General features: G+C 34.6%; 24 protein-coding genes and 3 pseudogenes. 19 read left to right on the top strand and 8 right to left on the bottom strand.

All coding sequences use genetic code 11. The annotated features are described in order from the left end of the window. The first annotated feature begins 76 nt into the window (after positions 1-76). The 9 genes and pseudogenes from MHH66_RS12420 to MHH66_RS12460 all read left to right on the top strand — a co-directional run bounded on the left by MHH66_RS12420 (position 77) and on the right by MHH66_RS12460 (position 6,926). Positions 77-1,873 (top strand): Xaa-Pro dipeptidyl-peptidase, encoded by a 1,797-nt coding sequence (locus MHH66_RS12420; RefSeq protein WP_078185908.1) that lies wholly within the window; start codon positions 77-79, stop codon positions 1,871-1,873. A 228-nt stretch (positions 1,874-2,101) separates the two neighbouring features. Continuing rightward, entirely contained in the window at positions 2,102-2,863 is a 762-nt protein-coding gene (locus MHH66_RS12425; protein WP_063219136.1) for a class I SAM-dependent methyltransferase, read from the top strand. 112 nt (positions 2,864-2,975) lie between these two features. Continuing rightward, a pseudogene (locus MHH66_RS12430) lies at positions 2,976-3,538 on the top strand (AAA family ATPase). A 143-nt stretch (positions 3,539-3,681) separates the two neighbouring features. Next, positions 3,682-3,945: a hypothetical protein gene (locus tag MHH66_RS12435; RefSeq protein ID WP_002136786.1), complete on the top strand. Its 264-nt coding sequence runs from the start codon at positions 3,682-3,684 to the stop codon at positions 3,943-3,945. A gap of 193 nt (positions 3,946-4,138) precedes the next feature. Beyond that, positions 4,139-4,354, top strand: coding sequence for a hypothetical protein (locus MHH66_RS12440; RefSeq protein ID WP_078185909.1), 216 nt, complete (start codon positions 4,139-4,141; stop codon positions 4,352-4,354). A 209-nt stretch (positions 4,355-4,563) separates the two neighbouring features. After that, the gene (locus MHH66_RS12445) at positions 4,564-5,064 is read left to right on the top strand and encodes an invasion protein (protein ID WP_002032582.1); all 501 of its coding nucleotides are present in this window, start codon (positions 4,564-4,566) and stop codon (positions 5,062-5,064) included. A gap of 166 nt (positions 5,065-5,230) precedes the next feature. Next, positions 5,231-5,461: a hypothetical protein gene (locus MHH66_RS12450; RefSeq protein WP_000789035.1), complete on the top strand. Its 231-nt coding sequence runs from the start codon at positions 5,231-5,233 to the stop codon at positions 5,459-5,461. Between the two features lie 384 nt (positions 5,462-5,845). After that, positions 5,846-6,333: pseudogene (locus tag MHH66_RS12455) on the top strand (ankyrin repeat domain-containing protein). After that, positions 6,330-6,926, top strand: a complete 597-nt coding sequence (locus tag MHH66_RS12460; RefSeq protein ID WP_063219134.1) for a DJ-1/PfpI family protein — start codon at positions 6,330-6,332, stop codon at positions 6,924-6,926. The pseudogene MHH66_RS12455 and the gene MHH66_RS12460 overlap by 4 nt, the downstream one beginning before the upstream one ends. A 49-nt stretch (positions 6,927-6,975) precedes the next feature. Here MHH66_RS12460 and MHH66_RS12465 read toward each other — a convergent pair whose 3' ends face one another. Beyond that, the gene (locus MHH66_RS12465) at positions 6,976-7,902 is read right to left on the bottom strand and encodes an aldo/keto reductase (RefSeq protein WP_078185910.1); all 927 of its coding nucleotides are present in this window, start codon (positions 7,900-7,902) and stop codon (positions 6,976-6,978) included. A 288-nt stretch (positions 7,903-8,190) separates the two neighbouring features. Between MHH66_RS12465 and MHH66_RS12470 the strand changes: the two genes are divergently transcribed. From MHH66_RS12470 to dltD, 7 genes and pseudogenes are all read left to right on the top strand, one after another. Beyond that, positions 8,191-8,547 (top strand): FtsB family cell division protein, encoded by a 357-nt coding sequence (locus MHH66_RS12470; RefSeq protein ID WP_002085024.1) that lies wholly within the window; start codon positions 8,191-8,193, stop codon positions 8,545-8,547. After that, positions 8,486-8,761, top strand: coding sequence for a hypothetical protein (locus MHH66_RS12475; protein WP_078185911.1), 276 nt, complete (start codon positions 8,486-8,488; stop codon positions 8,759-8,761). Before MHH66_RS12470 ends, MHH66_RS12475 begins: the two co-directional genes overlap by 62 nt. A gap of 88 nt (positions 8,762-8,849) precedes the next feature. After that, positions 8,850-9,176, top strand: a complete 327-nt coding sequence (locus MHH66_RS12480; RefSeq protein WP_002012954.1) for a DUF3870 domain-containing protein — start codon at positions 8,850-8,852, stop codon at positions 9,174-9,176. 104 nt (positions 9,177-9,280) lie between these two features. Continuing rightward, positions 9,281-10,342, top strand: coding sequence for a dipeptide epimerase (locus MHH66_RS12485; RefSeq protein ID WP_002032592.1), 1,062 nt, complete (start codon positions 9,281-9,283; stop codon positions 10,340-10,342). A gap of 39 nt (positions 10,343-10,381) precedes the next feature. After that, a complete protein-coding gene (locus MHH66_RS12490; RefSeq protein ID WP_078185912.1) occupies positions 10,382-11,383 on the top strand; it encodes a C40 family peptidase in 1,002 nt (333 codons plus the stop codon). A gap of 20 nt (positions 11,384-11,403) precedes the next feature. Continuing rightward, positions 11,404-13,026: pseudogene (locus MHH66_RS12495) on the top strand (peptide ABC transporter substrate-binding protein). 335 nt (positions 13,027-13,361) lie between these two features. After that, the gene (gene dltD / locus MHH66_RS12500; RefSeq protein WP_078185913.1) at positions 13,362-14,543 is read left to right on the top strand and encodes a D-alanyl-lipoteichoic acid biosynthesis protein DltD; all 1,182 of its coding nucleotides are present in this window, start codon (positions 13,362-13,364) and stop codon (positions 14,541-14,543) included. Positions 14,544-14,590: 47 nt separating this feature from the next. Here dltD and MHH66_RS12505 read toward each other — a convergent pair whose 3' ends face one another. Continuing rightward, on the bottom strand, positions 14,591-14,815 hold the full coding sequence (locus MHH66_RS12505) for a hypothetical protein (protein ID WP_002032598.1): 225 nt from the start codon (positions 14,813-14,815) through the stop codon (positions 14,591-14,593). Between the two features lie 145 nt (positions 14,816-14,960). Here MHH66_RS12505 and MHH66_RS12510 point away from each other — a divergent pair, with 145 nt between their 5' ends. Further along, the gene (locus tag MHH66_RS12510) at positions 14,961-15,458 is read left to right on the top strand and encodes a DinB family protein (RefSeq protein WP_063219129.1); all 498 of its coding nucleotides are present in this window, start codon (positions 14,961-14,963) and stop codon (positions 15,456-15,458) included. A 28-nt stretch (positions 15,459-15,486) separates the two neighbouring features. Here the strand turns inward: MHH66_RS12510 and MHH66_RS12515 are convergent, their stop codons facing one another. Both MHH66_RS12515 and MHH66_RS12520 read right to left on the bottom strand, forming a co-directional pair. After that, positions 15,487-16,092: a DedA family protein gene (locus MHH66_RS12515; RefSeq protein WP_002032601.1), complete on the bottom strand. Its 606-nt coding sequence runs from the start codon at positions 16,090-16,092 to the stop codon at positions 15,487-15,489. Between the two features lie 345 nt (positions 16,093-16,437). Next, positions 16,438-17,202 carry a DUF1836 domain-containing protein gene (locus MHH66_RS12520; protein WP_002085036.1) on the bottom strand — a complete coding sequence of 255 codons (765 nt, stop codon included), beginning with the start codon at positions 17,200-17,202 and terminating at the stop codon, positions 16,438-16,440. A 257-nt stretch (positions 17,203-17,459) separates the two neighbouring features. Here MHH66_RS12520 and MHH66_RS12525 point away from each other — a divergent pair, with 257 nt between their 5' ends. Both MHH66_RS12525 and MHH66_RS12530 read left to right on the top strand, forming a co-directional pair. Beyond that, the gene (locus tag MHH66_RS12525; RefSeq protein WP_002032604.1) at positions 17,460-17,909 is read left to right on the top strand and encodes a hypothetical protein; all 450 of its coding nucleotides are present in this window, start codon (positions 17,460-17,462) and stop codon (positions 17,907-17,909) included. Further along, the gene (locus MHH66_RS12530; protein ID WP_002127770.1) at positions 17,897-18,205 is read left to right on the top strand and encodes a YxcD family protein; all 309 of its coding nucleotides are present in this window, start codon (positions 17,897-17,899) and stop codon (positions 18,203-18,205) included. Before MHH66_RS12525 ends, MHH66_RS12530 begins: the two co-directional genes overlap by 13 nt. Before the next feature lie 24 nt (positions 18,206-18,229). On the opposite strand, the gene MHH66_RS12535 is transcribed toward MHH66_RS12530, so the two are convergent. The 4 genes from MHH66_RS12535 to MHH66_RS12550 all read right to left on the bottom strand — a co-directional run bounded on the left by MHH66_RS12535 (position 18,230) and on the right by MHH66_RS12550 (position 21,798). Beyond that, positions 18,230-19,465 carry an NAD(P)/FAD-dependent oxidoreductase gene (locus MHH66_RS12535; RefSeq protein WP_078185955.1) on the bottom strand — a complete coding sequence of 412 codons (1,236 nt, stop codon included), beginning with the start codon at positions 19,463-19,465 and terminating at the stop codon, positions 18,230-18,232. Continuing rightward, a complete protein-coding gene (locus MHH66_RS12540; protein ID WP_002110336.1) occupies positions 19,462-19,794 on the bottom strand; it encodes a (2Fe-2S)-binding protein in 333 nt (110 codons plus the stop codon). The genes MHH66_RS12535 and MHH66_RS12540 overlap by 4 nt, the downstream gene beginning before the upstream one ends. Continuing rightward, positions 19,791-20,063, bottom strand: a complete 273-nt coding sequence (locus tag MHH66_RS12545; RefSeq protein WP_002065856.1) for a (2Fe-2S)-binding protein — start codon at positions 20,061-20,063, stop codon at positions 19,791-19,793. The genes MHH66_RS12540 and MHH66_RS12545 overlap by 4 nt, the downstream gene beginning before the upstream one ends. Positions 20,064-20,136: 73 nt before the next feature. Then, positions 20,137-21,798 carry a sigma-54 interaction domain-containing protein gene (locus MHH66_RS12550; protein ID WP_002185648.1) on the bottom strand — a complete coding sequence of 554 codons (1,662 nt, stop codon included), beginning with the start codon at positions 21,796-21,798 and terminating at the stop codon, positions 20,137-20,139. Between the last annotated feature and the right edge of the window lie 80 nt (positions 21,799-21,878).

The raw sequence follows: 21,878 nt of genomic DNA on the forward strand, positions 1-21,878 counted from the left end.
TTTCTATGAAAAATAAACTGAATTTTCTGCATTTTTACTGTATAGTAAAAGAAGGAATATATGGGGAGGGAAGGGCATGAGGAAAAAGAAATTAGCAATAACACTTTCAACTATATTATCTTTAACAATTACTTCAGGAGTTTCCAGTATGACTGCACATGCAGAAAATAAGGAAGGGAGCTCTGTAAAAGGGAGTGATATTAATTTAAATGGTCAAGTCTCAGAAGCTTTAACTCCAAACACAAAAATTGAATTAGAAAATGGGATGACGAAGCCAATCTATTCACTTGATGAGGCCATCGTAGAAAATTTATTTGTAGAGACAGAAGTTGATAGTGATCGAGATGGTAAAAAAGATCGTGTATCAGTAAAGGTTATGCGTCCAAAGACGAATCCAGATGTGAAAGTCCCCGTTATTTATGAAATGAGTCCATATCGATCTGGATTAAAAGATGTTCCTGTTTATAATGTTGATGAAGAATTGAATGCATATGGAGGAAAACCGTATGGAGCTGTTAATCTTGGTTCATACGGAAATTATTACGTTCCAAGAGGATATGCAGTCATTTTAGGTGAAAGTATCGGAACTGGGAAATCAGATGGATGTCCGACCACTGGAGATGAGCAAGAAATATTAGGGACTAAGTCTGTCATTGATTGGGTAAATGGACGTGCGAAAGCATATACAGAGGATGGTAAGGAAGTAAACGCAAGTTGGTCTTCGGGAAATGTAGGAATGACAGGAGTTTCTTATAATGGTACGTTACCGAATGCTGTCGCAACGACAGGAGTGGAAGGGTTAAAAACAATTATTCCAATCGCAGCGATTAGTAGCTGGTATGATTATTATCGTGCAAATGGGGCGGTTATTGCGCCAGGTGGATATCAGGGAGAAGATACAGATAATATGGCAGAAGCAGTACTAACAAGAAAGAACCCTGAAGTTTGCGGGCAAATTATTAAAGAACTAACAGCTGGACAAGATCGTAAAACAGGCGATTATAACGATTTTTGGGATAAACGTAACTATGTAAAAGATGTTAAGAATGTGAAGGCTAGTGTGTTTGTTGTTCACGGTTTAAATGATTGGAATGTAAAAACGAAGCAGTTCGCACAGTGGTGGGAAGCTCTTGGCAAAAATAATGTTCCTCGTAAAATGTGGTTACATCAAGGTGGACATGGCGGAACATCAAGTAATAACTGGCAACAAACCCAAAATAAATGGTTCGATTATTGGTTATATGGAATTGAAAATGGAATTATGGATGAACCGATGGTAGATGTACAACGTGAAAATAAATCGTGGCAAAAAATAAAAAATTGGCCAGATCCAGCAGCTGTACCATCAAAAGTCCGTATGTATTTAAGTAATAAAGCAGTCAATTTGCCATTAAGTATGGGATCAGTAAACAATGTTTTCTCATTAGTAGATGATGCTAAAATAAAGTCAAATCAACTAGTAGAAAACCCTGAGTTAGAAATAGCGAATCGATTAGTATATACAATGCCTGTACTGCAAAAAGATATGCGAATAAGTGGTACGCCTAAAATTTCAATAACAGGAAATATTGATCGATCTGTTTCAAATTTAACAGCTTTACTTGTTGATTATGGCGGAGCGAGGCCTGAAATTGTAACGAGAGGTTGGATGGATCCGCAAAACTTAAATAGTATAGAAAATTCAACAGCGATTCAACCTGGTAAAGATTACACATTTACATGGGACATGCAGCCAGATGATTATGTATTTAAAGCAGGGCATCAAATGGGGGTCGTTTTAATCGCAAGTGACTACGATTATACAATTAGACCGAAAGCAGGAACGAAGCTAACGGTGAAATTGAGTGAAGTGACATTGCCGATTGTGAAATAAATAGTTTTTGATAAAGAGCTTACTATAGTAAGCTCTTTATTTATAATCAGAATTTTCAACTTTGATATGTTCAATCGCGAGGAAATATTATACAATGTAAATATATTACACGGAAAGTGAGTGATAAATTATGACAGTCAGCTCTTTCGAATTCTCATTAAAATTTGAGGTACGGAAAGATTAAGTAAATTAGAATCTTCCGTACACATAAAACGGAGGAGAAAATAAATGTTTAGTTTTTATAGTACACTTTGTACAGAACTATATGATTTTACAAAACCTGTCGGTTATTCTTTAAATGGTGATATTGAGTATTACCAAGAACGTTTAAATAATTGTGGGGGAAGAATTCTCGAAGCGGCAGTAGGATCAGGGCGTGTCATTATTCCACTTCTTGAAGTTGGATTTAAAGTTGATGGGATAGATTATTCAACTGAAATGCTAGATTCTTGCCGTAAGCGTTGTAAAGAGAGAGGCTTAAACCCTAATTTATACCAAGGAAGCTTACAACAATTTTCATTACCATATAAATATGAGGCGATAATAATTCCTACCGGATCCTTTTGTTTAATTGAAAATCGTGATGATTCTATAAACGCTTTGAAATGTTTTTATGAACATCTTAATCCAGGTGGGCGTTTAATTGTAGACCTTGGACTTCCGTATGATTGGAAGACGGGTGAGATTCATACATCGACTTTTTCCTTACCAAGCGGAGACGGGATTACATTAGAAAATAAATCAATTGAAATAGATTGGCTTAACCAAGTAACTGTATCATATTTAAAATACGAAAAATGGAGTAAAGGAAAGTTAGTACAAACTGAACTACAACGTTTTGCAATGCAGTGGTATGGAATAGAAGAGTTTAGACTCCTTTTAGAAAGTATAGGTTTCACTGACATTACTTGCTCTGCTGACTATGTTTATGAAAAGCAACCGTCAAATGCAGAACAAATTATTACTTTTGAAGCTGTACGAAAGGAATAATATAGGAATTATTCATGAAAATAAGGCAATCGACACAACATCGACTGCCTTATTTTCAATTTTAGGATATGTTTTATTTCATTGTTTATAGAGAAAAATCGGAGGAAAACAAATGAAATTCATCTTAATATTTGGCCCGCAAGCAGTCGGGAAAATGACGGTCGGGCATGAGTTAGAAAAAATAACTGATTTAAAGCTATTTCATAATCATATGACGATTGATTTTGTTAGCTCGTTTTTTGATTACAGTACAAAGCGGAAGCACAACGGTTAGTAAGTTTGTTTCGTAATGAACTGTTTGAAGAAGTGTCTAAAAGTGATTTATACGGAATGATTTTTACATATGTATGGGCATTTGATCTTCAATCGGATTGGGATTACATAAACCATGTAGTAAGTATTGTTGAATCAAAAGGCGCAGCAGTATATTTTGTAGAGCTCGAGGCAGAATTAGATGAAAGATTAGAGCGAAATAAAAGTCCACATAGACTAGAGCATAAACCGAAAAAAAGAGACATTGAATGGTCTGAAAAAAATTTAAAAGAAACGATGAAAAAACATAGATTAAATTCATTTCATGATGAAATTGAAAAAGAAGAGTACATAAAAATTAATAATACTCATTTGAGTGCTAAAGAAGTAGCTGTAATGATTAAGGAAAAATTCCGATTGTAAAATACTTAAATGCTGTTACGTTTTCATTGTCCAAGCATTCTCCTACTAACTACATATACTATTTATATTAAGGACGGTCACTAATTTATTGAGAAACCGTCATTTATATATAAATGACAACTTTGGAAGGAGGTAAGAAAAATTTGGAAAATGAACAGCCAGGAAGAATTGAAAATCAAGTGTATTCTAATCGAGTCGTAAGATCAGAATTTGATAAGCATTGGGAAACTTGTATTTCAAAAAGTGGTTATGTAATATATGTAGCGACAAGTGATCATGCTGAAGTAATAGTTTTACTTTCAGATGGTTCAAGTAAATTATTAATCTTCGAAAAAGGCGGTAAAGTAATAGTAGGCGGTGGTGGAACAAGCCATTATAGTAAACCGCATATTGCAAGAAACATTTAATGTAAAAATGATAATCGAGAAGACGCTGGTAACCTTATAGTCTTTAATTTTCATATGGAGATGTTAATCATAAAGTGAGTTTTTGTTTTAGATTCTGGCGTTTTTTGTAACAAAATAAGATGAAAAAGATCTTTAACGTATAAAGGTCTTTTTTGTTTTATTCACAAATAAAATTAATGAAGGTGAGCTAATAATGAAAAATAGTGGAGTAACCTATGTTCTTTCGGGAATTCTCCTATTCGGTCTTACATATATAACTTCCGCAATTTACGCGGGTTCATTAGAAATTTGGGATAGACCAAGCGGAAAATTGTACCCTGCATTTTATGAAATCCAGGGTACAATTTTATCGGTAATTTCAATTTGTTTTATTATAGTAGGGATATACTGTATACATAAAAAAGTGTAGTGAAAAACAATCAGCCTTTCATGTATAGTACATGAAAGGCTGATTGTTTTTATGTGTTGAAGGAGTCTTTTAGAAGAATTGTAGTTTTTAGATTGATAGTTAAAACTGTAACAGCTTATGTATAATTAATATCATTTTGTCAAATGAATGTCACATAAAAGTCTTATAGTGTATATAGAAAGTGAAACATATACAAAGCAGGAGATGAAATGATGAAAAAGGCACTACAATATATATTCATATTATTTACGTTAGTTACTTTAAGTTATGTAATTTATATTAACTATGAAAAGCAGAAAGAAATTAAAAATAATAAACAAGTAATTAGTGAAGTTGCAAAGAGGTATGATATTCCAGATTGGATACCATTATCAATTGCGGATCATGAAACAAAATTTAACCGAAAAGCAATAGGAGATAACGGAACATCTTTCGGATTATTCCAATTACATCGTGGTGGATTAGCACCAGCGCAATTATCGGAAGAGAGTTTAGTGGATTCGCGTATAAATACAACGATAGCAATTTCAAGTATGGTCAAATCGTATGAGCGTGGTGTGAAAAAAGGACTGCAGGATTGGGAGTTGCTTAAATATGTTGCTAATACATCAGGGTGGCCAGGAAATTTAGGGGGAGAATGGACAGATAATAATACGAAATATAATAAAGGGCTAGAACAATCATATCAATTATATAAAAAAGAGAAGTAGATATAAAAAGGCATTTTCAATTTGGGGAAATGTCTTTTTTATGTTATAGTATAAAAGTGTTTGGGCGTTATGTTATTTCGATATATCTTCAAATTTGTTATGTAGTATTTTTACATTAAATAACTACTAAAATCATTTTTTTATATAAGGAGTAAGAAGTAGGGATATGAAAAATATAGATTTTATACTAGAAAGTGATGAAACATTAAAACCGTCAGAACGATTAGTACTATTATTATTAGAGAAGCATAGAATGTTATATACGAACGATCTATTAGCTCTTTCAAATTTATCATATAAAACATTAACAGATTCACTAACAGCACTCGTTTTAAAGTCTTATGTTTTAAAGGATACAGGTAAGGGAAGAAGGCAGAATTGTTATAGATTAGTATGATAAGCGTACTGCTATAGATTCTTGTCACATATGTATTTTTCAAATGTAAGGATAAATGCCATTTTTATTTTCAAATGATAAAAAACTATTAATTTAAGTAAATAGCCGGTTTTGATATGTAAAGAGTTCATGGCTGCTAAATATATAATTTCATTTCATTTTTAATAATGTTTATTAGTTGTAAGTGAAAATGATATTTTTTTAAACAATTATAAAAATGAAATTCAAAAACAATCTACTCATTAGAGTGGGTTGTTTTTTTATTAGGATAGCGAATTATAAAAATGATAATATTATGTAAACTTAATTTTTTAGAAAGGAACATGTGATTATTAATGGAATTTATTAAGGGGTACTTAATATTTGTATACATGGAGGTTCATTATGGAACAAATCATATCAATATCACAAGCAGTCATAAGCGGGGAAAAAGAAAAGGTAGTAGAAATCATTAATACGGATCCAAGTGTTGTTAACTCATTTAGTGAAGATGGATGGACACCGCTTCACTTAGCTGCTTATTTTGGACAGAAAGAACTAGCAAGCTTCCTTTTAGAACAGGGTGCAGATATACATATTAGAGCAAAAAATGAAAATGAAAATACGCCACTTCAAGCAGCAATTGCGAACAAACAAAGCGAGCTTGTAGCTTTCTTAATTGAAGATCAGATGTGAATGCAGTTCAAAGTGGTGGCTGGACAGGACTTCATGAAGCAGCGTTATTAGGAAATGAAGAAATCATTATATTACTTCTTGAAAATGGTGCTAATAAAATGATTAAGAAAAATGATGGGAAAACCGCATATGATATTGCTTTAGAAAAAGGGCATGAATCCCTATTACATCATTTGCAAGAGGAAGTGAGCTTATGATTATCCACTGGAATGTAGGGGTTTTTCTTTTTAATGAAGTGGAAGTGTTAGATTTTGCTGGTCCATTTGAAGTTTTTTCCGTTACAGCAACAAGTGAAGGTCAACCATTTACAGTTCATACTGTTAGTCAAGATGGAGAAATGATTACAGCGAGAAATGGATTAAAGGTACAACCGGACTATAGTATCGAAAACTTGCCTCCAGTTGATATTTTAATTATTCCTGGTGGGTTAGGTGTTAGAGAAAACGAAATGAAAAATGAAATAATAACAAATTGGATCCGCGAGCAAATGAAAGAAGTAAAGTTAATGACTTCTGTTTGTACGGGTGCGCTTTTACTTGCGAAAGCTGGATTACTCGATGGCTTCAAAGCGACAACACATTGGGCAAGTATTGAAAGTTTTAGAAATGATTTTCCGAATGTGGAAGTATTAGAGAATGTAAAGTTTGTAGATGAGGGGCATATTATTACGTCTGGAGGAATTTCAGCTGGAATTGATATGTCATTTCACATTGTGAGAAATTTGTTGGGTGCTCGGGTTGCTGAAGAAACAGCGAAGATGATGGAATATGATATTGATTTACAATATTAAAAAGTAAAACAAGACCAGCAGTTGGATATTTCCAGCTGCTGGTCTTGTTTTATATTGACTGAATATGCGCTAATTCCTCATCTGTAAGAATCGGACGGATAGACGAGTCTGCATTTTCTTTCGCTTGTTTTTCTGTTTTTGCGCCAGGAATTGCGACTGATACCGCTGGATGAGTGAGGACATAACGAAGTGCAAGTTGCCCTAAGGTTTGATTTTCATTTGAGAGTAATCGTAGTTTCTCTACTTTTTGTAAATCTTCTTGAAACCACTTTTCTTTTGGCCATTCTTTGCGTAAATCTCCGTCAAGAAAAGTTGTTTTATTTGTAAATTTTCCAGTTAATATCCCCATTTTTAAAGGGCCGCGTATAACAGCTCCTAAATTGTTCTCCTGTAGGTAGGGCAGTATGTCGTTTTCTGGTTTTCGGTTTAATATGTTGTAATCAAGTTGCACAACATCAATTTCATTGTTTTTATTGAAGTGTTTTATATATTGTATGTCGTGAGTTGAAACACCAACAGCTCTTACTTTTCCGTCCCGTTTTAATATTTCAAATGCTCGTAAAAATGCTTCTGTTTCTTCTTGTTTATCCCACCAAATGTGACAGAAATAAACATCAATATAATCTGTTTCTAGGCGCAGTAAGCTAGTTTCAAATACTGCGATCACTTTTTCTGCAGTATTATAAACAGGCTCTCCACTTGGATCATAGTGATGCCCAATTAAACCGCCTTTCGTTGATAAAACGATATTATTACGGTGCTCTCTTATCGCTTGAGTTACTAACCTTTCACTATGTCCTAATCCGTATACATCAGCAGTATCGATAAAGTTTACGCCACATTCAATTGCTTTCTTCATAGCGTTTATAGATTGTTTGTCGTTAACAGGACCCCATTCATCGCCGCCAATCGCCCACGCTCCAAAGCCAATTTCAGAAACAGTAATTCCAGTTTTACCTAATGTACGGTAGTGCATCATTTTTCCTCCTTGTAAGCATGTTATAACATCGGTATGCAAAACTAGAATTTATATGTGTAAAAATGTTTTCTACAATTGGGGAAAAAGAATAACATAAACTACTATTTTATAGCAGCATAAATAAAAATTCTCATTTTAAATACAGAGATGTCGTCGAACGCTATCTCTAATTGGTTAATTTGTGAGATTTTTTTGTGAAGGAGGTTATTTTATAAGAATAGAATTTAAGTTAGTAAGAGATCGTGCCTATGGTAGTGAGAAAATATGGGTTAGGGGGATTTGAAAATGAGGAAACTCAAAAGAGTCAATGTTCCTAATATACCAGAGCAACTATCACAGCCTAACGACAAGCGAACTATAAATAAGAAGAAGTTAAGGCGTTTTATTTTCATGTTCATTTTTATTGCTGCGACTACTTTGTACGTTCAATATATTTTAACGAAACAACAAGAAGTAATTAATGGCAAAAAAAATACTATAACAAATCAAAAGAAACAATTAGTTTCTTTAAAGAAAGATCAAGGTTCTTTAAAGACTAACATTGAGAATTTAACCGATAATGAAGAAGAGATTTTAAAGTTTGCTAGAAAAGAGTATCAATTTTCTAAGTCAAACGAAACAATATTCGTATTGCCAAAGTGAAGTGGTGGAACAGTTAGCGATAGCTAACTGTTTTTTGATGTATGAGGGAAAAGTTGTTTGTAGTGTGAATGTCATGGTACAAGGAGCAATGACATATTGTAAAAATGAGAAGTTTGAGCCAATTTTAATTGTTTTAAGAGGTTTTCATAATTATGGAATATATGTCAAAATAAATATTGTTAAAATTCTGTCAATTGTATATAATACAAGGTGAGCGGATACATTTTTTAATCAACGTTGAGTTAACAGCTTATACGTCTGTTAAGAAAACCGTTATCCTCGTATAAGAAAGGAAGATAGCTGTGTACGCTTCAAATACAATTTACGTCGTAGGGGATGCGAAAGCACCTCAAAATAATCCCATTACCGAAAAGTTCAAAAGTTATTTTGTAGCATTTGTACTTGAGAAGGATACAGGGGAAATTGTAGATGCAGATTGCTCAGCCACAATTGCATTAACATCTCAATTTGTTAAATATTTGTTTCTACATAAAAATATTAATGACCCAGCATTAGTAACAGAAATAAAAAATCGGTACTTCGGTTCGTCTCAAAAGGCGCTACTTGTAGCGCTAAAGGATGCACAGAAAAAATATAATCAGATCGCTGCTTTGTCTACCCATTCATAGACAAAATCCAGCCGTAAGAATCTTCTTATGGCTGGATTTTTTTGTTTCGTATTAACGGAAAAGCCACCTGGATATTAAAGTATCACTCTATAAACAATGAAAGGATGAACAAAATGAAAATTACCGATGTGAAGGTAAACCGCCGACATGTAAAGCTTCATACACCGTTTAAAACTGCGCTTCGCACTGTAACGGAAATCGAAAGTATAGATGTGTTTATTCATACAGATGAAGGGATTGTTGGAAAAGGAGCTGCTGCAGCAACACCGGTTATTACAGGTGATTTTGCCAACGGGATTGAGGAAGCAATATTAGGGCCAATTCGCTCCGTATTAGTTGATAAAGATGTGCTGCAATTTCAAACGTTATTGTTACACATTCAAATGAGCTGTATAGGAAATACAAGTGCGAAAGCGGCGGTAGATATGGCTTTATACGATGTATATTGTCGATTTCACAACATACCGTTATATGCATTGTTAGGTGGGAAGAAAGAGATTCATACTGATATTACAGTAAGTGTGGATGAGCCTTTATTAATGGCAAAAGAAGCGAAAAAGCATATCGAAAAGGGATTCCAAACATTAAAAATTAAGGTGGGTAAAGAGGCACATTTAGATTTAGAACGCATAGAGGCAATTCGAAATGTAGTACCAAAGAATACGACGTTACGTTTAGATGCAAATCAAGGATGGAAACCGAAAGAAGCGGTTTCTATTATTAGAGAAATGGAGAATAGAAATTTAAATATAGAATTTGTAGAACAACCAGTTCATGCGAAAGATTGGGAAGGATTAAAGTACGTGAAGGACAATGTACAAACGCCTATTATGGCAGATGAAAGTATGTTTTCGGCAAGCGATGCATTAAAGATTGTCCAAGGAGGATATGCAGACCTACTTAATATTAAATTAATGAAATGCGGCGGCATACGAGAAGCATGGAAAATTGCAGATATTGCGGAAGCAGCAGGTGTGAAATGTATGGTTGGAAGTATGATGGAACCTTCACTTTCAGTTAGCGCTGTTGCCCATTTAGCTGCGGCACATCCGAATATTCATTACTTTGATCTTGATGCACCGTTATGGTTAGTAGAAGAGCCAGAAGGGATGACTTACACTGGTCCAAAGGTAAACCTACATTCTATAGTGAATATACAATCTTAGAAGTAGTACCTAGTAAACTATCTTATAAGGGGGATATATATGAAAAAAGTAGGAACTGCATTTTTAACAACTTTATTTATATTTTCATCGTTTACTTCGGTGAATGCTGAAGAGAAGAAGGATAGTAAAGCATTTATAGATGTATCTGCTGCAACGTTATGGACTGCACCAGATTCATTACGACCAATTGATGCACCGAGTGCGACAAATCCAGTTGATTTATGGAAGTGGACGAAATCAATGACGCTAGATGAGAAGCTTTGGTTAACGAGTGCAAATAAATTAGAAACGCAAGCGCTACTCGGTCAAGAAGTAACGGTTGTTGATAAGAAAGGTGACTGGGTGAAAGTGTTAGTCCACGGTCAGCCAACACCAAGAAACGAAGTAGGTTACCCGGGATGGATGCCCGAAAAACAATTAACGTATAATCAGGAATTTGCAGATAAAACAAACGAAGCTTTTGTATTAGTAACGAAACCGACAGCAATTGTATATATTAACCCTTCTGAAAAACATAAATCGCTTGAAGTCAGTTATAATACGCGTTTACCGCTATTAAGTGAAGATACGATCTCATACCGCGTATTGTTGCCAAATGGTCAGAAGGCGTGGCTACGGAAAAATGATGGAACTGTTTACCATTCTCAAAATGATATTCCGACTCCAACCGCTGATGACTTAATAAACACCGGAAAAATGTTTTTAGGATTACCGTATATATGGGCTGGTACAAGTGGTTTTGGATTTGATTGCTCTGGATTTACACATACGATTTATAAATCACATGGCATTACAATACCGAGGGATTCTGGGCCACAATCAAAAGCAGGAATTGCGGTTGGTAAAGAAAACCTACAAAAGGGCGATTTAATATTCTTTGCACATAATCAAGGAAAAGGTAGTGTTCATCACGTTGCCATGTATATTGGTGATGGAAATATGATTCACTCTCCAAAGGCTGAAAGATCGGTAGAAATTATACCGCTAAATACACCAGGATATATAGAAGAATACGCTGGTGCTCGTCGTTACTTACCTTAAAAAAGATAGGGGGGCTTTATATGAAAAAGGTTGTTCGCTACTCATTAGTTAGTACTCTACTTGTATCTTCATTTTTAGTAGGCTGTGCTAAAGAAAAAACAGCTACAAAGCCGAAAGATGAGAAGAAAGTATTACAACTACTAGAAACGGGTGAAATTCCATCATTAAATTCAGGGAAAGTAACAGATGCGGTATCATTTAACGTTTTGAATAACGTAATGGAAGGGTTATTCCGTTTATCGAAAAATGATGAAGTGATTCAAGCGGGAGCACAAAAATATGAAGTGAGTAAAGATGGTAAGACATATACATTCCACTTACGTGATGCGAAATGGTCTAACGGAGATCCAGTAACAGCTCATGATTACGTATATGCTTGGAAGCAACTTATAAATCCAGATACAGCCTCTCAATATGCATATATCGCGTACGATGTGAAAAATGCGGAGAAGATAAATAAGAAACAATTAGGCTTAGAAGAATTAGGTGTGAAAGCAAAGGATGATAAAACGTTCGTTGTAGAACTGGAACATCCTGTACCGTATTTTACGAAACTACTCATTTTACCATCTTTCTATCCAATTAATGAAAAATATGCGAAGGAGCAAGGCGATAAATACGGGTTAGAGGCAAATAAAGCGGTGTATAATGGGCCATTTACGTTGTCGGAGTGGAAGCACGAAGCAAGTTTTACAATGAAGAAAAATGATAAGTATTGGGATAAAAAAGAAGTGAAGTTAGATGAAGTAAACTATCAAATTGTTAAAGAAATTTCAACTGCAGTAAATTTATATGAGACAGATAAAGTTGATAGAGCTGTCATTTCAACAGAATTCGTAGATAAATATAAAAACAATAAAGAGCTAAAATAATATACAGATCCGGTTATGTATTTCTTCCGTTTCAATGAAAATGTGCCGATTCTTAAAAATAAAAATGCACGTCTTGCGCTAAGTACAGTGTTTGATAAAAAGGGCTTGGCGACATCATTTTTAAATGACGGATCAGTTGCTGCGAATTATTACGTACCAAAAGGATTCTTAAAAGGACCAGATAAGAAAGACTTTAGAAGTACGGCAGGCGAGTTTAATAAGACGGATGTAAAACAGGCAAAGGAATATTGGGAAAAGGCGAAGCAAGAGACAGGCACAAATGAAGTGACGTTAGAACTATTAAACTATGACTTAGAGAACTTTAAAAAAGTAGGAGAATATATTAAAGAACAGCTTGAGAAAAACTTACCGGGGCTAAAAGTAAATGTGAAATTACAACCACATACGCAAAAACTAGCGTTAGAGAAGAAAAAAGAATACGAAATGTCGTTATCACGTTGGTTACCTGATTATCCAGATCCAATGACATACTTAGAAGTTTTCCTTTCGGGAAGTACCGTAAATAATACAGGATATGCAAATCCAGAATACGACGCTTTAATTAAGAAGATTAAAACAGAGTTAGGTAATGATGAAAAAGCTCGTTGGAAAGCACTACAAGATGCGGAAAAAGTGCTCCTTGATGATGCGGTAATTGCACCAGTATTCCAGCGCGGTCTTTCTTACTTACAAAAACCATATGTGAAAGAATTATATGTACATCAATTCGGTCCAGCTACAAGTTTAAAATGGGCAGATGTACAAAAATAAAGTGATGGAGAAACAGACTTCACGTATGTGATAGTCTGTTTTTTCTTATAGCTTCAAATGAATTATAGACATTTTATAAGTTTTTTCATCGCTTAAAAATAAAATTATTACATAAATTAAAGTGTGAAATTTATGTAGAATCTTGTATAATTAACATGTTTCTTTGGAAGCATTTTCTTGCGCTATTTGTATAGGACTTAATAGAGCAAGGGAGGAAATACATACATGTATATAATAGATAAATAGAATGGAACATGTATAGAAAAAAGGAGAAAAATGATGACGTGTCATAAACAAGGGTTACAATTTATTCGTAATAGAAAGAGGAATAAACGATGAAGATGAAGCATGCTTTTGGTCCAATTATTTTAGCGTGTCTACTCTTTTTCATTGTATTGCTTATTCCATCTAAGAGTTTAGTATCATTAATAAGCGATAAAAAGATAGAAGATGCAGCAACTTCCTTACAAAAAGAGAAATTACAAAGTGTTTTCTTGCAACAGAAAATGTTAGAGAATTCTCAGTATTTACCGATGTATGGTTCATCAGAGTTTTTACGAATGGATGCATATCATCCATCTAACTATTTTAAAGTAAATCCAGCAGGTTTTACTCCATTTTTAATAGGGACTGGTGGTACGCAAAGCTTGGCTCATATATTAAATATGACGTCTACAATGGATGAATTAGAAGGTGAAAAGGTAGTCTTTGTTCTTTCACCACAATGGTTTACAAAAACCGGTGTATCACAAGGGGATTTTACAAATAATTTCTCCAAACAACAAGCCTATCACTTTATTTTTAATGACGAAATAAAGCCTGAAATGAAGAAAAAAATCGCGAAACGTTTACTAGATTATAAAGTTGTTCATAAGGATGCGATATTAAGTAGTTCGCTCGAAAGTATTGCATATAACGATACAAAACATAACATAAAAGCTGGACTAGCTAAACCGCTAGCTTATATGTACCAGAACATTTTAGATCATCGAGATTTATTTAACTCTCTATTTAAGATAGAACCGATGAAAGAGAAAACAAATATGGGACTACGTTCGCTTTCTTGGGAAGATGCACGTAAACATGCGGAACAAGAAGGTAAAGTAGGATCCACAACAAATACATTCGGAATTGAAAATCCATATTATTATAAACATAATTTAAAGAAAAAATTAAAAGGTTTAAAAAACTTTAGAGCAAATGAATCGTATGATGATTCACCAGAATATGATGACTTACAAATTGTTTTAGATCTTTTCAAAGAAAAAAATGTAAAACCACTCTTTATTTCTGTGCCTGTAAACGGACCGTGGTATGATTACGCTGGTTTCCCAAAAGAACGTCGTGATGTGTATTATAATAAGGTTCGCGATCAAGTCGAGAAAGCAGGATACCCAGTAGTCGATTTTTCTAGCCATGAATATGATAAGTATTTCTTAAAAGATACAATTCATTTAGGCTGGAAAGGATGGATCTATTTTGATGAAGCAGTGCAGAAGTTTTACTCTGAAAAATAATGCATAAACAATAGAAACAGGAATGGCAATAAAGCCGTTCCTGTTTTTTAGTATAGAGGATTTTGGTGTGGGCAATTTGGAAAGGCGTGTATATCTTGAATTTGTCTAAAGTCATAATGTTTCATGGCGAACTGGGCTTGGTAAAGGTATTCGTAAACAAATAATTGATTATTTTGAACACCGCATAAAACGCCGGATGTCCCTTGCCCATTAATGAGAGAAACACCAACAGGGCGTCCGATTAAGTATGGTACTTTTTGCTGCCAATGCATAGGGAATCAATCCTTTTTGAGTTACTATACGTATTTTATGGTGGAATTGTTGCTTATCCATGTAAATCTTAGACTGGAGGGTTTTAATGAAATGTCTAGAAATCATTAATATGAATGAATTATTAGTGTGGAAGAGGAGTGCATTATGGAGAAAGGAAGGATTCTGGAAGAAAAGTTAAATCTAATAGAATGGTGCCAAACATTGAATGGAATATCGGAGGATAAATGGTTTCAACCATTTAAAAAAGGTTCATGGGCAATTGCGGATGTAATTTCACATTTTATTGTTTGGGATGAGTTTTTAATGAAGTATAGAATTTCATATTTTGTAAGCGGGAAATCTGTACATATCGTTCCAACAGATGTTGAGGAAATGAATAAGGGTGCAATAAAATATGCAAGGTCTGGTATTTCAAAAGAAGAACTAATAGATCAATTTAGCTTTACTCGTAAACAATTAGTAGACCAAATTGAGCGAATTCCTGCTCGGAATTTTAATAATGACTATCAATTTGGCACAAAAAAATTGAGGTTAAATAATTATTTTTCATCACTTATCGAGCATGACTTAAAGCATAAAAAAGAAATAATACAATTTCTAATACATGATCAAGCCGATAATAAAAACCGCTATAATTCTTAATGAATTTATAGTGGTTTTTATTATAATCTTAAGCAAGATTTTTACGTTTTTTTGTCCACTTTTTTATTACGAAATATAAAAGTATAAGTACAACGCCACCGATAGCGAACGATTTTACATACGGTCCAGCAATATCGTTAATATTCTCCCAATTTTCACCTAGTTTCTCACCTAAATAAATGAAAATGATAGACCAAGGGATGATCGCAAGTGCTGTTAATGTAGTGAAACGTAGTAATGGCATTTTTGTAATACCAGCAGGAATTGATATCGCATGACGAACGATAGGAATGAAACGTGCAGTGAAAATTACGCCAGTTCCGTAACGATTAAACCAATCTTCAGCAGCATCCATTTGTTTTTTATGTATGAAAATATACTTACCGTAACGTTCTAATACAGGGCGACCACCATATCGACCAATCCAGTAAACAAAGATTTGGGCAATAACCCCACCAATTGTACCGAATATAACTGCGCCTACAAATGAGATACTACCATTGAATACTAAGTATCCCGCATAAGCAAGGACAATCTCACTTGGAATAATTTCAATCATAAGTCCAAGCATTATGCCCCAATAACCTAATCCCTCAAAAAATGTTAATACTGAATGAATAAAACTACTTAACATTGTTGCACCTTCTAATTTATGAATTTTGAATATAAGCCCCTTTATTTAACAATGTAAAAGGTTCACTATATGTAGATTATACCTTATTTATATAGTGGATTGCCATTTCAATTCTTTTATGTCTCTCATAAGTATTATAGTAAAGGATATAAGCCCAGTTTTCATGAAGAGATAATGAAAAGATTATTAAAAATTTCTCATATATTAGTGAGAATAAAGGTGTCTACATAAAACTTTTTTAGTCTCCGAAAAAGTTCATGAAGGGCAATTTCGAATTTCATGTGAGCTTAATAGTACAAAAGATATATTGATATAAAAAAACAGGAGCAAATCTGCTCCTGTTTTTTAAGGTTTCACATCTAAATTTTGTAAAAATAATGTTGCTGTCACATATCGTTTCGCTAGCATTTGTACATAAGCGGTATGTACAGAAAGTGTGGCGATAATAATAGCGTTACGAATTGCTTCGCGTTGTTCGTTATTAATTTGATCGAACTTACTTGCTATTTTATCAGCTTTTTCTTTTACGATATTTTCGATCGTATGAACTGTATCTGTAGCATTTAGTTGTAAGCAATTCCCTTGATTCAGTTCTTCAAATAAAGAAGAATAAGCTACATATAAATGAAGAGGATTAATTAAATCATCACTTCGATCGGCAGGGTCATTTACGATGAGTCGTAATAGTTTGCGAATAGATTCAAAATCAAGCGCTGTTTTTAAATCTTCGACAATGAATAGTAATGCTGCTTGTTCGATTGAGTATTTTTTCCCTTTTTGAGGTGAGCCAATCATTTCTTTTATATCTCGTTTCACCCAGTTTTGCATAGCAGTTACAGAGAAACTCGTGTTTTCAATCTGATTGCCAAGCGCAACTATTTCATTTAAAGAAAAACCGACATCCGTATCGTCAATCTTAATCAATTTTTCAAAAATAGGTGAAAGTGCGGTTGTAATAAAAGCAGTAACGCTTTGTCCGCTTTCAATATCTTTTTTATGTGACTTTGCCCAAGCTTCTTGTAAAATGCCGAGAGGCTTCTTCGTATTCCATCCTCTTAGTGATAGAAGGAGCGTTGCCATTTCGTTTCGTGTGAGATGAAATGTTTCCATCTTTTCACCTCCAAAATTATAAAAAGTTCTTATGAACTTATAATATGTTTTGTTTCATTTAAAGTCAATTCCGTTTTGCTTAATTTTTCCTATGTCATGAAATTGTCGTAAGTAAATAATGCTTGCATATTTCGACAAAAGTTCATATAATAAGTTCATAAGAACCTTTAAAATGGTTTTAAAACAAATCTATCATTCTGAATTTACTAGAAAGATAGATTTCACATATATCTATATAAAAGGAGAATGGATATAATATGTTGAAAAAACTTGTAGCAGTAATGACAGCATTCATGGTTATCTTTGGGGCTAGTAGCTTTATGTTCGTAGATCATGCGGCAGCGAAAAGTTACAAATCTGGTAAAAAATCATATACACCAAGTTCAGGTCAAAAGTCAAAAGTTGATTTAAACAAAAAAGATTCTAATGTGAATTCACAAAAAACGACAACTGATTCAAAAACAAAAGCAACAAACACAGCGCCAAAAAGTAATAAAGGTGGCTTTATGAAAGGCCTATTACTAGGTGGTCTTGGTGGTTTACTAATGGGTAGCTTATTTGCAAATATGGGAGCACTTGGTTCTGTATTAGCGTTTATGGTAAATATGTTAGTAATGGCTGGTATCGTAATGTTAGCAGTTCGTGCATTTAAATACTTCAAAGATCAACGTAAGAAAAAGGCAGATGAAGTAGCATGGAAACAATAAAAATTTCTGAACAAGAACTTATAAATGCACTTTGCGTATATATCGCTGAAAAACGACAAGTTGGTCCAGAAGAAGTTTCAGTTGAACTAATGTATGATGATGACTACGGTTTCTCTGCAGAAGTAGAGGTAAATGGTCGCCAGCAAATTTTAATTCAAGCAAACTTAATCGAAGCACTACGCTTGTTGCTTGATCGAGAATACAACGTCAATTCATTTGCAGCAAGATTGCAACTTGAATTAGATGATGAAGAAGGCATCTACGCATTAGCGAAATTTAATAACTCGGACGAGTAGTGAAAAGAGCTGTTGAGAGTAATCTCAGCAGCTCTTTTTAGTATGTGCATATGTAGAAGAATAATCACGCCAAAGTTCATTCATCTTCCGTCTACCAACATCAATCATTGGATTAAATTGAATCGCTGCTTTTTGACGAACAGAGTGAACGTTTTGAATTGCTTGTTGTAATTGTTGGTCGACTACGTCAAGTTTCTCACTTGCATGTTTAGCGACAGATAGACCTGCAACTGTCCCTTGCACCATCGCGATTTTTCCGCTTTCAATGCCAGTAATATTTCCAGCTACAAATAAACCTGGAAGAGGGGTTTCCATTTCTTCTGAATGAAGTGGAACATGTCCGCCTAATTCTGGAATGTAATGGAAAGGGCATCCTGCTACAGCGGCAAGCTCAGCAAGAGGATACAAAGCTCCGGCTATACAAACGAAGTCTGCCTCATATATCTTTTCTGATCCATTAATAATATTTCCCTTAGAATCAATGTTAGCAACACGAACACCTTCAACTTGTTCCGCTCCGATAATTTCAAGCGCAGCTTTACGAAGATGAAGCGGCGTTCCGTTTATTTTCATTCCGTTATTTGGATAGAAGGTTAATCCAGCTTTTCGAATCCAATCATATTTCATAAAACGGCTACCTAAACGCAGAAAAGCAGAAGGAGCGAGGTGAGCTGCATTTAAAAGAGAGTTCAAAACTTCTTCTGGTTCACCAGCCTTTTGGCTTAGCTCACTTTTTTCAGGAAGTACAATATGTTCTACTTTAATTCCAGCTAATTGTAATTCATTTAAAATGGCGAAAGACAAAATGTTAGCGCCAATTATGATTCCTTTTTTTCCAACTTGCACGCGGTGAACATTTGTCATAACTTGAGCTGCTCCAATTGACATAACTCCTGGAAGTGTCCAGCCAGGAAGGGGAATAGAATACTCAGCAGCCCCAGTAGCAATTAGTACGAACGGTGCTTCTAGCGTACCGATATTTGTATGCACGAACCAAGACCTCTCATCTTTATCTAAATTATAGACGGAAACACCGCACCGAATATCGACTGAAAGGGATTTTGCTTCTTCGTGAAGGCGTTTGGATTCTTCTATTCCGTTCCACCATTCCCCAGTAGGCTCTTGATGCAACTGTCCTAACAATCTCCCGCCCGGCTTCATAAATTCATCAATAACAAGTACGTTAAGTCCAAAACGTGCACAAGAGATGGAAGCTGATAATCCTGCTGGTCCTGCACCAATAATAATTACATCAATCATCGCTTTTTCACCATCTCTCTCACGATATTTGGATGCTGTTTTCCGCTTTCAACAACCATATCGTTTTCTACAACCGTTAAGCATGCTCGTACGTTCGTTTGATTGTTTACAGTCACGCGGCATTCAGAACAATGTCCGATATTACAATAAATACCTCGCGGCGTCCCGCTATCTTCATGGACTCTTAACGTTCTTATTCCGTTTGCAAGTAGAGCGGCCGCTATCGTTTCATGTTCATATGCTTCATATTGTTGACCATTAAATTGAAAATTGATACGCTGACTACTATTTAAACTACCTAAAATAGGGTGATTTATAATTCTATTCATTTATTTTCACCTACCGCCCCAAAAGTAACTGCACGCACTGGTGGTTGATATTTTAATGGAATCTCGTCAGGAGATGTACCAGGGTTAGCGTTTTCGATCATTCGATCTAGTGTTGTTCTACATGTACGTCCCCCGCAAAAACCCATACCAGCACGCGTTCTTAGTTTTAACTCACGAGCTGAGCAATTATATTCAGCAATTGTCGATTGAAGTTGTCCGTATGTAACTTCTTCACAACGACAAACAATTAAGTTCTCTTTATTCGTCATATGTATTCCTCCTCTAGTTCGGTTTGCACAAATTATTATGCAAAAACTATGCCAATATAGAGGAGGAGAGGGATTATTGTAACCCCAGTCTTTTTAAACGGTTATATAAAGTGGCCCTCGTTACGCCAAGTTGTTTCGCACATTCTAATTTATTACCATCTAAAATGCGTAAAGCTCTTTCAATTACCTTTTTCTCGTGCTCATCCATTTCTTCTTGTAAAGAAAGAATCGTATTATTGTTGCTGAGTAATAGGGATTGAGCTGTATGATTGTCTAAAGTTTCATTTGTATGAAATGGTAAATATTCTTGTTTAATAATGCCGTCTGTCGCAAATACGACGAGTCTTTCAACTACGTTTCGGAGCTCGCGAATATTACCAGGCCAATTGTAATGAAGTAGTTCATGCATAATATTTGAAGGTAAGTCTCGAATAGGCCTGTTATAGTTTATTGAAAAATCGTTTAAGAAGGAATAGGTTAATTCGATAATATCCTCGCGTCTTTCGCGTAGTGGCGGAATAAGCAAGCTTACTACGTTTAAGCGATAGTATAAATCTTCTCGAAAAGTTCCTTTTCTCATTTCTTCTTGTAAATCACGATTTGTAGCAGCGATAATGCGGAAATCAATATTTATTTCTTTTTCTCCACCAACTCGGTAATACTTTCGTTCTTGCAGTACACGCAAAAGTTTCACTTGCATATCAAGCGGCATTTCTCCAATCTCATCAAGGAATAAAGTACCGCCTTGCGCGAGCTCTATTTTTCCTTTCTTACCTCTACTATTTGCACCAGAAAACGCCCCGCGCTCGTAACCAAATAATTCACTTTCAAATAACGCTTCAGGAATTGCACCGCAGTTAATTGAAATAAACGGGGCATTCGCTGTCTCACTTGCTTCATGAATTGCTTTCGCAAACACTTCTTTTCCAACTCCGCTTTCGCCGAGTATTAAAACCGTGGATTTCACTGAACAAACCTTTCTAGCTAATTGAATCGTTCGTTGTATAACAGGGCTTTTTCCATTCATCGCAAGGAAAGGATCGGATGTATCTTTATATTTTGCTACTTCTTGTTCTAATCGGTGCATTTCATGCGACATATTAAATAGTTTTTCATTCAAAGCGACTTGATTTGTAACATCAGTTTCAGAAACGACTGCTCCTATAATTTCATTGTTACAATAAACTGGATTTGAATTAATTAATACGAACAAATCCGGACGAGGCTGATGGAACTGGGCGATTATGCTTTTTCCGTCATGTAATGATTGTAAAATTTCTAAATCTTTATAATCAAAAAAACGTGTAATCGGTTGTCCGATAATTTCGTTATGTTTGACTGAAAATATTTTTTCAGCGCCATCTGTCCACGTACGAACGCATTCTTTCTCATCAATGACGGTAACAGAAGAATCAGTCGTTTGAATGACAGTGTTATAAAAAGCTAGCAGATCATTGTAAGACTTATAAAGAAATGGAATCATTTGTTGAGCAGTTACACAGCATATAGGATCTAGATTTTCGTTCACAATTACAACTGCCGAATTGTTAGAAAAAGCTTCGATTAACGTAGTGAAAGAGTCCTCTTCATAAATAACTGCGCAACTACATTCTTCAGTAGATGAAGGAAGGTAATAAAAATTTTTACCTTCCTGTTTCATGTGCTGAATGGTGCTTGTACGATCAATTGATAAAATTTTTATAAACTCTTTTATTGTTGGAAATGAAAATGTCATAGTGTCCTCCTGGTATGTATAAAAATTTAGACAGTGATAAAGAAATAATACACCTATTTAAGATAAATTTAAAATATTTT

It is taken from the genome of Bacillus sp. FSL H8-0492 (assembly GCF_038006145.1).
Taxonomy (GTDB): domain Bacteria; phylum Bacillota; class Bacilli; order Bacillales; family Bacillaceae_G; genus Bacillus_A; species Bacillus_A mycoides.